Source organism: Stappia sp. (assembly GCF_048268045.1).
Taxonomy (GTDB): domain Bacteria; phylum Pseudomonadota; class Alphaproteobacteria; order Rhizobiales; family Stappiaceae; genus Stappia.
Genome location: NZ_JBLWWG010000007.1, coordinates 129,297 through 142,965, shown reverse-complemented (window position 1 = coordinate 142,965; position 13,669 = coordinate 129,297). Strand labels below are relative to the sequence as shown.

General features: G+C 65.0%; 13 protein-coding genes and 1 tRNA gene. 3 read left to right on the top strand and 11 right to left on the bottom strand.

The window, feature by feature from the left end:
* Positions 1-55: 55 nt before the first annotated feature.
* The 8 genes from ACN0WF_RS13000 to ACN0WF_RS12965 form a co-directional block, all read right to left on the bottom strand.
* Positions 56-727, bottom strand: coding sequence for a c-type cytochrome (locus tag ACN0WF_RS13000; protein WP_417773253.1), 672 nt, complete (start codon positions 725-727; stop codon positions 56-58).
* On the bottom strand, positions 711-2,000 hold the full coding sequence (gene soxC / locus ACN0WF_RS12995) for a sulfite dehydrogenase (protein ID WP_417773252.1): 1,290 nt from the start codon (positions 1,998-2,000) through the stop codon (positions 711-713). Before soxC ends, ACN0WF_RS13000 begins: the two co-directional genes overlap by 17 nt.
* Positions 2,001-2,087: 87 nt before the next feature.
* The gene (soxB, locus tag ACN0WF_RS12990; RefSeq protein WP_417773251.1) at positions 2,088-3,782 is read right to left on the bottom strand and encodes a thiosulfohydrolase SoxB; all 1,695 of its coding nucleotides are present in this window, start codon (positions 3,780-3,782) and stop codon (positions 2,088-2,090) included.
* A gap of 323 nt (positions 3,783-4,105) precedes the next feature.
* A complete protein-coding gene (soxA, locus tag ACN0WF_RS12985) occupies positions 4,106-4,960 on the bottom strand; it encodes a sulfur oxidation c-type cytochrome SoxA (protein ID WP_417773250.1) in 855 nt (284 codons plus the stop codon).
* Between the two features lie 114 nt (positions 4,961-5,074).
* Positions 5,075-5,401 (bottom strand): thiosulfate oxidation carrier complex protein SoxZ, encoded by a 327-nt coding sequence (gene soxZ / locus ACN0WF_RS12980; RefSeq protein WP_417773249.1) that lies wholly within the window; start codon positions 5,399-5,401, stop codon positions 5,075-5,077.
* 46 nt (positions 5,402-5,447) lie between these two features.
* The gene (soxY, locus tag ACN0WF_RS12975; protein WP_417773248.1) at positions 5,448-5,900 is read right to left on the bottom strand and encodes a thiosulfate oxidation carrier protein SoxY; all 453 of its coding nucleotides are present in this window, start codon (positions 5,898-5,900) and stop codon (positions 5,448-5,450) included.
* 55 nt (positions 5,901-5,955) lie between these two features.
* Positions 5,956-6,411: a sulfur oxidation c-type cytochrome SoxX gene (soxX, locus tag ACN0WF_RS12970; RefSeq protein ID WP_417773247.1), complete on the bottom strand. Its 456-nt coding sequence runs from the start codon at positions 6,409-6,411 to the stop codon at positions 5,956-5,958.
* Between the two features lie 197 nt (positions 6,412-6,608).
* Complete coding sequence (locus ACN0WF_RS12965) at positions 6,609-7,346, bottom strand: cytochrome c biogenesis CcdA family protein (RefSeq protein ID WP_417773246.1); 738 nt, start codon at positions 7,344-7,346, stop codon at positions 6,609-6,611.
* A 220-nt stretch (positions 7,347-7,566) separates the two neighbouring features.
* Between ACN0WF_RS12965 and ACN0WF_RS12960 the strand changes: the two genes are divergently transcribed.
* The 3 genes from ACN0WF_RS12960 (at position 7,567) to ACN0WF_RS12950 (ending at position 9,563) form a co-directional block, all read left to right on the top strand.
* Positions 7,567-7,962, top strand: a complete 396-nt coding sequence (locus tag ACN0WF_RS12960; protein ID WP_417773245.1) for a transcriptional regulator — start codon at positions 7,567-7,569, stop codon at positions 7,960-7,962.
* A 100-nt stretch (positions 7,963-8,062) separates the two neighbouring features.
* Positions 8,063-8,395, top strand: coding sequence for an ArsR/SmtB family transcription factor (locus ACN0WF_RS12955; protein ID WP_417773244.1), 333 nt, complete (start codon positions 8,063-8,065; stop codon positions 8,393-8,395).
* A gap of 73 nt (positions 8,396-8,468) precedes the next feature.
* A complete protein-coding gene (locus ACN0WF_RS12950) occupies positions 8,469-9,563 on the top strand; it encodes a YeeE/YedE family protein (RefSeq protein WP_417773243.1) in 1,095 nt (364 codons plus the stop codon).
* Between the two features lie 68 nt (positions 9,564-9,631).
* Here the strand turns inward: ACN0WF_RS12950 and ACN0WF_RS12945 are convergent, their stop codons facing one another.
* The 3 genes from ACN0WF_RS12945 to ACN0WF_RS12935 form a co-directional block, all read right to left on the bottom strand.
* On the bottom strand, positions 9,632-9,928 hold the full coding sequence (locus ACN0WF_RS12945) for a hypothetical protein (RefSeq protein ID WP_417773242.1): 297 nt from the start codon (positions 9,926-9,928) through the stop codon (positions 9,632-9,634).
* A 307-nt stretch (positions 9,929-10,235) separates the two neighbouring features.
* Positions 10,236-10,311: transfer RNA gene (locus ACN0WF_RS12940), tRNA-Lys, on the bottom strand.
* 184 nt (positions 10,312-10,495) lie between these two features.
* Positions 10,496-13,666, bottom strand: coding sequence for an efflux RND transporter permease subunit (locus ACN0WF_RS12935; protein ID WP_417773241.1), 3,171 nt, complete (start codon positions 13,664-13,666; stop codon positions 10,496-10,498).
* Between the last annotated feature and the right edge of the window lie 3 nt (positions 13,667-13,669).

The window sequence follows — 13,669 nt, the reverse complement described above, 5'->3', positions numbered from 1 at the left end:
CCGATAGAACTTTACCGGCTAATTTGTTTCCAAGGCGCGCCGTGAAACATCTGCGTCAATCGACGTTGACGCCAGCCGTCTCGTCGTCGCCGGCGTCCGGCGTCACGTCGATGATGCGCGCGCGCTTGGTGATCTTCACCTCCGCCTTGCAGTCGCTCATGCAGGGCTCGGCCTTCGTCGCCAGCGGTGTGTCGGGCCGGTCGTCGTCGGTGAAGCCACCCTCGTTCGGCATGCGGATCGTGGAGAAGTTCTCCTTCGACAGCTCGAACTCCTCATCCGTCACCACGTCATTCATGTAGAGCAGATAGGCGACGATGGCGTAGGTCTCGTCCGGTGTCAGGCTCTGGGCATCGCCAAAGGGCATGGCGCGGTGGATGTAGTCGTAGACCGTGGAGAGATACGGCCAGTAGGAGCCGATGGTCTTGACCGGGTTGTCGCTCTTCAGCGTCCCCTGTCCGCCCGCCAGCACCGGCCAGCGCCCTGCTCCTTCCGCGAAGTCGCCGTGGCAGGCCGCGCAACGCTCGGCGAAGAGCGCATCGCCCTCGCTCACCGTGCCGCGGCCCTCCGGCAACCCCTGGCCGTCGGGGCGCACATCAATGTCCCAGCCGGCGATCTCCGCCTCGCTCGCCCTGGTGCCGAGGCCGAGCTTTCCGGCCGCGACCGGCCCGGCGGCGGCAACCGCCAGCGTCAGCGCCGAGGCGGCGAATGCCTTACGAAATCTCGACATTTTCAACACTCCCGTTCTCCGCCACATGCCAGGTCTGGATGCCGTTGTTGTGGTAGATCGAGTTGGTTCCACGCACCGCGCGCAGCTCGTTCTTGGTCGGCTGCACATAGCCGGTGTCATCATAGGCGCGCGACTGCAGCAGCAGGTCGGATCCGTCCCAGTCGAACTCGAGATAGAAGCGGTGCAGCGCCTTGGGCAGGCTCGGTCCGTCGATGCGTGCGCGATGCCAGTTCTTGCCGCCATCGAGCGTGACATCGACGCGGGTGATGCTGCCGCGCCCCGACCAGGCCAGACCGGTGAGCACCGTCTGGCCCTTGCCATGGACGATGGGCGCCTGCGGGCTCGGACTGGTGATCACCGACTTGGCGTCCATCAGCCAGGTGAAGCGGCGCGCCCGGCCGTCGGCCATCAGGTCGGTGTACTTGGAGGTCTCCTCGCGGGCATGCCACGGCTCGTCGCCCACCTCGATGCGGCGCAGCCACTTCACCCACATGTTGCCTTCCCAGCCAGGCACCACGAGGCGGGCGGGATAGCCCTGCTCGGGCCGCAGCGCCTCGCCGTTCATCTTGAAGGCGACCATGCAGTCATCGAGCGCCTTTTCCATCGGGATCGAGCGGTTCATGGCGGAGGAATCGCCGCCCTCCGGCATGATCCAGCGGGCATTGGTCTTCAGCCCCGCCTCCTCCAGCAGATAGCGCAGCGGCACGCCGGTATACATCACGCAATGGACCATGCCGTGGGTGAACTGGCAGCCGTTGAGCTGGGCGCCGCGCCATTCCATGCCCGAGTTCGCCGCGCATTCCAGGAAGTAGATGCGGTTTTCGCGCGGGAAGCGCTTCAGGTCCTCCAGCGTGAAGATCAGCGGCGTGTCGACCAGGCCGTTGATCATCAACCGATAGTCGGTCGGATTCATGTCGGCGACGCCGCCATGATGGCGCTCGAAGCACAGGCCGTTCGGCGTGAGGATGCCATCGAGCTCGTGCAGCGGCGTGAAGTTCACCGAGCTCTCGCGCGAGGCCGTCAGCCATTCGACGCTGCGGCGCACCACATGCGCCTCGTGCTCGGAAGGCACACCGTAAGGCGCCGCGTCGACGCCGGCGCCGAGATAACGGCTCCAGTCGGCCACATTCGGCGGAAGATTGTCGGGGTTGGCCTCATTCGCCCGGGCGATGCCGCCCGTTGCCGCCAGCCCGCCGGCGGCAAGCCCCGCCTTCAGCAGCAGGCGGCGCGACGGATCGGCGGGCGTCTCCCCGGAATTTCGCGATCTGGACATGTTCCACTCCGGCTCTCGCGTTTCAGATTTACAATTTCAGATACGTGAACATTAAAGACGGAATCCGCACCCCTTCGGGCGCGGATTTCAGATACCGGTGACCTTCACCGACCTGTTGGGTTCGAGCGTGACGGTGCTGCGATCCTTGAGATGGGCCTCGACCACATCCCAGATCGCCGGCCCCTCGGTGCCTTCATTGACGCTGGCCCAGCCGGCGACGACATAGCTGCGCGAGGCGTCGATGGGGGTGCCGTCGGCCAGCAGCGTCATGTCCGAGATGCGGCTGCCGATCTCCCTGGTCGGGTCGATCGCATAGCCCATGCCGCCGACGCGCACCATGTCGCCACCCTGCTGGTAGTAGGGGTCGGCGTTGAAGAGATTGTCGGCCACATCCTCGAGGATGTCCTTCAGCGTCGCGCCGGTCATCTCGTTGCGGTAGACGGCCGGATAGGTCATGGAGACCGCGTTGTGCAGGTCCTCCACCCGGATCGCCTCGCCCGAGGGCACGCTGGTGCCCCAGCGGAATCCCGGCGACAGGGCGATCTCGGCCTCGCGCTGCTCCAGCAGCGCCTCGCAGATCAGGTCGTCGAAGGTTCCGTTGAAATTGCCGCGCCGGTAAAGCAGCGTGTCGGTGGTGGCCAGCTCGCGGGCGAGTTCGTCCGCATAGGGCGCGCGCACCTTCTCCACCAGCGCGGAAATCTCCGCGTCCGGTGCGATCACGTCGGAAAAGATCGGGATCAGCTTGTAGCGGTAATCCTTCACCTCTCCATCCCGCACATCCAGATCGAGGCGGGAAAGGAACTTGCCGTTGGAGCCGGAGGCAACCAGCAGCGTCTTGCCGACCAGCACGGGCTCGGGCAGCGCGTCATGGGTGTGACCGGTCAGGATGACGTCGATGCCGGTCACCCGCGACGCCAGCTTGCGGTCCACGTCGAAGCCGTTGTGGGAGAGCAGAACCACCACATCGGCCCCCTCTTCGCGCGCCGCGTCCACATTAGCCTGCACGTCCTCCTCGCGAATGCCGAAGGACCAGGTCGGGATCATCCAGCGCGGATTGGCAACCGGCGTGTAGGGAAAGGCCTGGCCGATGACGGCGATGCGCACGCCGCCGCGTTCGTAGAGCCGGTAGGCCTCGAAGACCGCCTCGTCCCACTCGGTGTCGCGCACGTTGCCGCCAAGGAAGGGATAGGGCAAGGCATCGACCAGTTCCTTCACCCGGTCGGCGCCATAGGTGAACTCCCAGTGGCCGGTCATCGCATCCGGCGCCAGCGCGTTCATCACCTTGATCATGTCCTCGCCACCGGTCTTGAGCGAGGTATAGCTGCCCTGCCACGTGTCGCCGCCGTCGAGGAACAGCGTGTTGGCCTCGCGCTCGGCGCGGATCGACTTGAGCACCGTGGCGATCCGGTCGACGCCGCCCATGCGGCCATAGGCCCGCGACAGCGCGTCGAAGTCGGTCGAGGTCAGCGCATAGGCTTCCGGCGAGCCGGGCTTGAGGTTGTAGAGCTTGAGGAAGTCGTCGCCGGTCACATGCGGCGGCAGTCCCTTGACCTCGCCGACACCGAGATTGGTGGAGGGTTCGCGGAACCAGATCGGCATGAGCTGGGCGTGGATATCGGTCAGATGCACCAGCGTGACATTGCCAAGCGGGCGGAAGCCGAGAATGTCGTCCTGGGAAAGCGCCTGCTGCGCCGCAAGCCGGGCCCAGTTGCCAAAGCCCGACCCGGCGGTCAGGGCGCCGGTGGCAACCGCGGCCATCAGGAATTCGCGTCTCGAGATCATCGTCGTCTTTCCGGTCTTCTGGTCCGCTCCGCCAGGCCCGTTGCGGGCTGGGTCGCCGATTTTCTGTCGTTCGAGGCGCCCATCGTTCGAGGCACCCGTCGGGAGCGGGTGTGGCTCGCGGCACGCGAGCCCGGGCGTTGCGGTTCGGGCAAGGCAAGGCCGTTGCGTCGCGAGGACGCCCGACCGGTCTTGCCGGGTTGATCTTGTGCGGTCGAAGGCGGGACGCCTTCCCTCGGGCCGCGCGCCGGCAGCGGCAAGGGCCCTGACGGATCGTTCGACCCTGAAGCGACCGGCCCGGGCTTGAGCCCGGTCCGGTCAGCGCGTCAGTTGCGCACCGCGGGCGTTTCCACCGAAAGCCCCGTGCCGCGCCAGGCGAGATAGGTCTCCAGCGCCACCAGTTCGTCAGAGCCGACGTCATAGGGCTTGGCGCGCGTGTCCTTGATACAGCCCTTCAGGCGGCGGTGCAGCGAGCCGAGCTTCTGCCACTTGAGCCGATAGGTCGGGAAGCCATTCGACTGACCCTGGCTCAGGTGGTCGGCGCGGATGTACTTGCCGTTGTTGTCTTCGTGGCAGTTGGAACAGGCCAGATCGAGCTGGCCGGTGCGGGTGTAATAGAGTTCCTTGCCGCGATCCCACCAGCTCTGCATGTCGCCGGCGGCCAGGTCGAGCTGCACCGGCATGCCGCGCGACTGCAGGCCCACATAGGCCGTCATGCCGAGCATCTTGTCCGATTCCCACTTCCAGGCCTCGGCGCCCATGCGCTCGGTGCGGCAGGCATTGATCGTCTGCTCGAGGGTGAGCGGCTTGCCCGCGGCGTCGCTCCACTTCGGCATGGCGGCGCGCACGCCCTTCATGCTTTCCGAAGCGTCATCGTGACAGCTCTGGCAGGATTTTCCCGCCGTGCCGTCGACATTGGACCATTCGCCCTCACCGACCTCGACCATCAGGAAACCTGGATTGGTGAAGTCATCGAGTTCGAGTTCCTTGGTCTCCTCGGTCCGGAACTCGAATCCGGAAACGACTTCATCGAGCGGGTGCCCCTCCGGCGCCTTCGCCCGCGTGACGATGGTGACGCCATCGATCTCCGGCATCGCCGCGTCCTCGGCCATGGCAGGACCGGCCGCGATCATGGCGGCGCTCGCGCATCCCGCCAGGATGATCCCCGGAAGCTTCCTCATGTGGCTTTCCCTCCAGCGCGAACCGGTCTCTGGCTCGTCTTGTTGCTCTTCGGCCTTCTGCCCGCCTGCCCGAGGCGGGCACGGCCGGTGCTCCCGACACCGGCCGTCTTGCAATCACTCGACGGCGATCTTCGATTCCGTCTCGTAGATCGATCCGTCGTCATCCACCCAGGTGAACTTGAACGTGCCGCTCTCCGGCACCTTCGCGTTGAACTCCAGATAGGGGTTGGCCGAGATCGCCGGATCGAGATCGCACGAGAACACGGGCTTGCCGTTGAACTCGCAGGTGAACTTGTTGATGATCTGGCGCGGGATGATCTTGCCGTCGGCGTCCTTGCGCTGGCCCGACTCCATCTTGTGCGAGATCAGCGTCTTGATCTGGATAACCTCGTCCTTCGATGCCTTCTTGGGCACCTTCACGCGGGGCTTGGAATTCGCCATGTCACGCTCCTTGCAGCGTTGAATTTCACGAAAGCAGGGGCAGCGCTCAGCCGCCGCAGCCGCCGATCGTCACCTTGACCGTCTTGCGATCCACATAGACCTTGCCAGTCGACGTCTTCGCCAGCGCGATCACGTCCTGCGTCTTGGCGAGCCGCATGCGGGTGGTGGCCTCGGCCGCGCCCGACATCGGCGTGAAGTGGAACGTGGCGACGCCCGGAGCCGGGTTGCCGGCGGCGAGCAGGATCACGTCCGTGACATGGTCCTCATCGGTCATCGGGCTGTCGACGCTCACGCCGACCGGGACCGTATTGCCGTTCTCGGCGATCTCGGGGGCCGTCAGCGAGACCGTTCCCTCCTCGGGGGCCGTGCCGCCGGTAAAGGCGTCGATCGCCGCCTGCACCTTGGCATCGTCCGCCAAGGCGAACGCCGGAAGTCCGGCGACGGTCAGCACTGCGGCTCCGGCACCCAGCGCGAGTGCCTGGCGTCGTGTCAATGTCATTTGCGTTTCCTCACGGGTTTGCCCGAAGCGGATGGCCGCTCCGGCGCGCCGGACGTCAGTCCTTCAGCGTCATCAGATAGGCGACCACGTCCTCGACCTGTTGCGCGGTCAGGATCGACTTGCCCTTGAACTCCGACCCCACGCGGACGAAGCCTTCGTTGCGGTAGAAGGCCGGCATGATCGTGCCGTCGTAGACGTTCTTGGCGTTGACGATGATCAGCCGCAGCGCCGCCTGGTCCCAGCGGTCGGCGACGCCGTCGAGCGGAGGCCCGACATCGCCGTGGAACGGCTGGTCCGCCAGCGCTTCCGCCGTATGGCAGGCGATGCAGTTGCCGAGCTTGCGGTCGATCATCGCCGCGCGCCCGGCATCCGGATCACCCGCCACGCCGGTCAGCGACTTCGGGATCGTTCCGTCGACGATGTCATAGGAGACCAGCTCTTCGGCGGAGGCCGCGGCAGCGCTGAGTACAAGCGCGCAGGCGATCCCCATACCCCGACGAATGAGGCTCATAGGCGTTGTTCCTTCCCTCTGCCGGTTGAACCGGTCATTATCTCTCTCTCCCGCCGTTGTGCCACGGCATGAGGGAAGCCTAGCAGCAATGCGAAGGGCGATCAATTCACATATTCAATTATGAGAATGCGTCATCGGATATGAACATGCGTCGGCGCGCGCGTCTCCTCGCCGCCGCGAAAACGGGCTGCGGCCGCTCAGCCGATGACGGCAAGTGCCGGAAAGGTATCAAGAAGCCAGAACGAGACACGCGCCATCTGACCGGTCATGAAAGCGAGACCGGTGAGAATCAGGAACACGCCCATCACCTTCTCCACTGTCGACATGTGCCGACGGAAGCGCCCCATGAAGCGCATGAACGGACCGGCGAAAAGACTGGCGACCAGAAACGGCACACCGATTCCCAGCGCATAGGCGGCCAGCAGCACCGCGCCGTGCAGCACCGAGGCCTCGCTGCCGGCGACGAACAGGATCGAAGCCAGGATCGGACCGACGCAGGGTGTCCAGCCGAAGGCAAAGGCAAGGCCGATCACATAGGCGCCGATCAGGCCGGCGGGCTTGCGGTCCACCTGAACGCGGGCCTCCCGGTAGAGAAACGCGATGCGAAAGACGCCGAGGAAGTGCAGCCCCATGGCGATGATCGCCACGCCGGCGATGTAGCCCAGCACCTGCATGTGCTGGGTCACGAACTGGCCGATGAAGGAGGCGCTCGCTCCCAGGGCGACGAAGACGGTCGAGAAGCCGAGGACGAAGGCCAGCGAGGCGAAGAAAATGCGGCGCGGATCGGCCTTCTTCTCGCCCTCCCCGGTCAGTTCGTCCAGCGAGACGCCGGCCAGGAAGCCAAGATAGGGGGGCACCAGCGGCAGTACACAGGGCGACACGAAGGACAGGAGCCCGGCCAGAAAGGCGCCGGCGATGGTCACGTCGTCAAACATTCATGCGCTCCTGTTTCACGGACGGCGTCCGGTGCGTCGGCAACCGGAAGATCTCATTCCAGCCGGCGCGCCCGCAGCGTCCTCGCATGTCCGGCACCCCGCGACAATGTGACAGCGAGTCGCCATTTCGTATTCTGACTTTTGCATATGAATCGCGTACCCTGTTATAAGCAAGCGGGAACACGAACCCGCCTCAACTTTGCGCGAGCGATGGACACCCGTGACGAGAACACGACAGATTTTCGTAATTCTGGCTCTGATCTTGCTGGAATTGCCGCGAATTGGCGCCGCGACGGCTGCCGAACTGATCATGTTCGAACAGCGCGGCTGCGAATGGTGCGCGCGCTGGAACGCCGAGATCGGACCGATCTATCCGAAGTCCGACGAAGGGCACCTTGCGCCGCTTCGCCGCGTCGACATTCACGCGCCAATGCCGGAAGATCTCGCCTGGATGCGCGGCGAGCGCTTCACGCCCAGCTTCGCGCTGGTGCATGAAGGGGTCGAATACGGGCGGATCCGCGGGTATCCGGGAGAGGATTTCTTCTGGGGCCTGCTCGGCGAGATGGTCGCGCGGTTTCAGGCACGAAAGCCGGCCGGCGCGGCTCCGGCAGGCTAGCCCGGCAAGCGGAATCAGATCTTGAGCGAATACGCCCAAGACCTTGTTCAGACAAGGTTTCAGGCCTCCCGAGGCCATTGATCGAATGAAGGAGAACTGCGTGGCACTTCCGCGCGTGGAGGATCTGGAATGCTCCTCCGAACTCGACAAGATCATCGACAACGCCCGCAAGGCGAGCGATTTCCTCAAGGCGATCGCCCATGAAAGCCGGCTGCTGATCCTGTGTATCCTCTCCGAGGGCGAGAAATCGGTCACCGAGCTTGAGGCGCTCCTGTCGCTTCGCCAGCCGACCGTTTCGCAGCAGCTCGCACGCCTGCGCATGGACAAGCTCGTGACCACGCGGCGCGAGGGAAAGACGGTATACTACAGCCTCGCCAACGAGGACGCCCGCAAGGTGATCGAGACCGTCTACGACGTTTTCTGCAGGGATTGATGCGAGAAGGCCAACAGAACTCATACAAATCAATGGCCTGACCGTATCCGGTGTTGCGTGGGGAGGCGCGGCGATGGATTTCACGACACCACAGGTGATGGCGGCCTGCGGCTTTGCCGGCGGCGCTGTCCTCGGGCTTGCCGCCCGCGCCGGCCGCTTCTGCGCGATGGGCGCGCTGGAGGACGCTTTCCTCGGGCACGACACGCGCCGTCTCAAGAGCTGGGCGCTCGCCATCGCGGTTGCCCTCGCCCTTACCCAGGTTCTCGCCCACGCCGGCATCCTTGACCTCCGCAACTCGATCTATCTGTCGCGCGGCTTTCCCTGGTTCGGCGCCATCCTCGGCGGACTGATGTTCGGCATCGGCATGGCACTGGTCGGAACCTGCGGTTTCGGCACGCTGGCACGCATCGGCGGCGGTGACCTGCGCGCCCTGGTCAGCTTTTTGGTGATGGGCATTTCCGCCTATATGGCGATGGGCGGAATCACCGGAATGCTGCGGCTGCGATTCGTCGAGCCGCTCACGGTCGCGCGCGAAACCGGCCCCGCCCTCGACGACATCGTCGACCAGCTGCTGGGCATCGACACCGGCCCCGTCATCGGACTTCTGATTGCCGCGGCGCTGGCGGTCTGGGCCCTGCGCGGCGGCGCCGTCCTGGGCCGGAAACGCTATTGGATGAGCGGACTTGCGGTCGGTCTTGCGATCACCGGCGGATGGCTTGCGACCTGCGTTCTGGGGGCTGATCCCTTTGCCCCGCAGCGCCCCGTCTCCTTCACCTTCGTCCGCCCGCTTGGCGAGACCCTTGTCTATCTGATGACCTTCTCCGGGGCGACGCTCGATTTCGGCATCGGCTCGGTCTTCGGCGTTGTCGCCGGCGCTTTCGCCGGCGCACAGATCCGGCGTGAATTCCGCTGGGAGGCCTGCGACGACGTGCGTGAGCTGCGCCGCCATATGGTCGGCGCCTTCCTGATGGGAACGGGGGGCATTCTCGCCTTCGGCTGCACGGTCGGCCAGGGCCTCACCGCCGCCTCGACGCTCTCTGTCTCCGCACCGGTGACCATCGCTGCAATCGCGCTCGGCAGCCGCCTGGGACTGCAATGGCTGATCGAGGGATCGCTCACCGGCCTGGCGGAACGTATGGGCCTGTCATGGCGCGGAGGGCGTGGCTGAGCGTTGTGGCAAGAGCGACTGCGACATCGAATTGAGGGCGACGCCGTCAGTCGGGCGTCAGCCGACCGTCACTCCGGCTTGCGTCCGCCCTGGATGACCTCAAGGAAATGCCGACGCAGAACGGCCTCGTCCTGCCCCTCGCGCAACCCCTGACGCCACTGATCGATCACAAGCCGCAACGCCAGTGTCTCGCGCGTATGCGGAAGCTGGCTGAGATAGTCGGTGAAGAAATCATCGAGCGCCAGCCGGTCGAGCGCGCCCTGCGCGATCAGCCCGTGAATCAGCGCCATGGTCGCGGCGATGTGTCCCTTGAGGAACTCGAACTCCGCGCCGCTCGGCGTATTTCCGTCCGATCCGTCGGTCATTGCCGGCTCCAATTCCGTCCGAAAGGTCGGCATGTTCGCCGCGTTGCGACGGGCACGCACTGGCATCTGGAGACGCAAGACGGGTCTGGCCCGGCTCCTGTCGATCCTCCCGCCACCAACGGCTCGCTCTCCTCCACGAGAGCCATTGTAGACGGGCGACGATTATAAATAGTTAAATCGGTTGCAGGCAACGTCAGATCGCTACCGGAGCGATAAACAGCGGAAAACACAGGAAAACAGCAGCGACCACGCGCCAGGGCGGTGCGGCACGCACGCTCTGGCCGACGGTGCTTCGAAAAGGAGGGAGTGGTGAGCCCGCAGGGGCTCGAACCCTGGACCTACTGATTAAAAGTCAGTTGCTCTACCAACTGAGCTACAGGCTCACGACGCGTTTCCTGTAACAACGCGCGCGGGCCAAGACAAGGGGGTATCGGCCGCTTCCCACAAATCCGGCACCCCGGCCGCGGATCGGGACAGGAAAATGCGCCACCCCGGAACGCGAAACGGGCAGGAAGCGCAAGCCCCCTGCCCGTTCGAATCCTGGGAAACCGCGAGGCGCCGGCCCGATCAGGCCGGCGCGGCTTTCGCCGCTTCCGGGCTTTCCGGCTCGCTCTCGGCGTCGATGCCCTTGTAGATGCCCTTGGCCCGCTCGCGCAGGATCTGCATGACCACATAGAGCACCGGCACGAAGACGACGCCAAACAGGGTGGCAAAGGCCATGCCGCCGAAGACGGCGAAGCCGATGGCCTGCTGGCTGGCCGCACCCGCTCCGTTCGCCGTCAGCAGCGGGACAACGCCGAGCAGGAAGGCCAGAGCCGTCATCATCACCGCGCGGAACCGCAGATGCGCCGCCTTGCGCGCCGCCTCGCGGATGGAACGGCCGGCGGCGCGCTCCTCCATGGCGAACTCGACGATCAGAATGGCGTTCTTGGCGCCAAGGCCGACGAGCATGATGATGCCGATCTGCGTGTAGAGGTTCACATCGCGACCGGTCACCATCACCGCCACGAAGGCACCGAGAACCGCGATCGACACCGTCAGCAGGATCGCCACCGGCATCGTCCAGCTCTCGTACTGGGCGACAAGGAAGAGATAGGCGAAGAGCACCGACAACAGCAGCACGAAGACGACAATCGCGCCCGAACCCTGCTGTTGCAGCGCCGTTCCGGTCCACTCGAAGGTGTAGCCGGAGGGAAGCGCTTCCTGCGCCGTCGTCGCCATTTCCGTCATGACCGAGCCGGTCGAAGCACCCGCCGTGGGCGAAGCATTCACCGACGCTGCGCGGAACATGTTGTAGCGGTTCAGGATCTGCGGCCCGAGCACCGTATCGACCTGGACCAGCGCGCGCAGCGGCACCATGTCGCCCGCCTGCGAGCGCACATAGAGCCGGCCGATGTCCTCCGGACGGTCACGGAACCGGCCCTCGGCCTGAATCATGACCTTGTAAACACGTCCGAAGAGGTTGAAATCGTTGACGTAGTAGGATCCGAGGTAGGACTGCAGCGTGCTGAACACATCCGTGATCGCCACGCCCAGCAGCTTCGCCCGGGACCGATCAAGGTCAACGAAGAGCTGCGGCACATTGGCCCGGAAGGTCGAGTAGGCCTGCGCGACGGACGGCATTTGGTTGGACGAATAGACCATCGAGCCGATGGCCGATGCCAGGTCCTGCGGCGTGCCGCCGCCGGTCTGCTGCACCTTCATCTCCACGCCCGCGGTCGTTCCCAGACCCGGGATCGGCGGGGCGTTGAAGGCGATGATGTTGGCCCCCGAAATGGTCGAGAAATCCCGCCAGAGCTCGGCCAGGATCGCATTCGCACTGAGCGAGGGCGCCTCGCGCTGGTTCCAGTTGGTGAGCTTGACGATCACCATCGCGGTGTTGGTCGACAGGCCGGAGTTGAGGATCGAGAAGCCGTTGACGGTGATCACATGCTGGACGCCGTCGACCTTCTTGAGCCTGTCTTCCATGTCGGCGGTGATGACGCCGGTCCGCGGCAGCGCCGCGCCATCGGGCAGTTGCACATCGACCATCAGGTAGCCCTGATCCTCGAGCGGCAGGAAGCCCTTGGGCAGCTTGCCGTTGAGGAACACGATGCCGCCGACGGCGAAGGCAACCGCCAGAAGCCCGATGAAGGAGCGCGGCAGAAGGCGCGAGACAACGCCCACGTAGCCATCACGCGCCGCCCCGATCACCTTGTCGAAGAGAGCGAAGATGCCCGTCGACGGGCCCTTGCGGGCGCGCAGGATGAGGCCGCAGAGCGCCGGCGAAAGCGTCAGCGCGTTGATCGAGGAGATCAACACCGACACCGAGATGGTGATCGCGAACTGGGAGTAGAGACGCCCGGTAATGCCGGGCATGAAGATCGTCGGAACGAAGACGGCAAGCAGCACCAGCGTCGTCGCGATCACCGGCGTGGTGATCTGCGTCATCGCCTTGACGGTCGCCTCGCGCGGCGAGAGACCCTCGTCGTTGATGATGCGCTCGACATTCTCGACCACGATGATGGCATCGTCGACGACGATGCCGATGGCCAGCACCAACGCGAACAGGCTGATGGTGTTGAGCGACATTCCCGCCGCCAGAAGCACCGCGAAGGTGCCGATCAGCGACACCGGAATGGCGATGGTCGGGATGATCGTCGCACGCCAGTTGCCCAGGAAGATGAAGACGACGGCGACGACGAGCGCGAAGGTGATGGCAAGCGTCATCACCACGTCGTCGAGCGAACGCTGCACGAATTCGGTCGTGTCGAAGGGAATGGCGTAGGAGAGATCGTCCGGGAACGACTTCGACAGTTCCTCGAGCTTGGCACGCACGCCATCGGCGACGTCCAGCGCGTTTGCGCCAGGCGCCTGGTAAACGGCCAGAACCGTGGAGGGACGGCCGTCGAAACGACCGTTGGCGGAATAGAACTGGGAGCCCAGATCGACCCGTGCCACATCGCCGACGCGCACCAGCGCACCATCCGCGCCCGTGCGCAGGATGATCTGCTTGAACTCCTCGGGCGTCGACAGACGTCCCTTGGCCTTCACCGTGTACTGGAACTGCTGCCCCTCGGGCACCGGCGGCGCGCCGATCTGGCCGGCGGCGACCTGCACGTTCTGTTCGCTGATGGCCGAGATGAAGTCGCCGGGCGTCATCTTCAGGCTCGACAGGCGATCCGGGTCGAGCCAGATGCGCATGCCATAGGCGAAGTCGGTCAGCACGTCGGCCTTGCCGACGCCCGGAATACGGGCGAGCGCGTCCTTCAGGTTGATCGACGCATAGTTCGCCATGAACACCTCGTCATAGGTGTTGTTCGGCGAATAGAGCGTGACCACGAGCAGCATGTTGGTGGAGGCTTTCTGCACCGTCACGCCGTTCTTGGTCACGTCCTGCGGCAGCATGCTGGTTGCCTGCGCGACGCGGTTCTGCACGTTCACCGTGGCGATGTCCGGATCCGTCCCGACCTCGAAGGTGACGTTGAGCGAATAGCTGCCGTTGTCGGTGCTGTTCGACGACATGTAGATCATGTTGTCGACGCCGTTGACCTGCTCCTCGAGCGGCGCCGCCACGGTTTCCTCGACCACCTGGGCGCTGGCGCCCGAATAGGTCGCGGAGACGCTTACCACCGGCGGGGTGATGTTCGGAAACTGCTCGACCGGCAGCGAGATGTAGCCGAGCACACCCGCGATGGTGATGACGATCGAGATGACCAGCGCGAATTTCGGCCGGTAGATGAAGGTCCGCGAGAACATCGG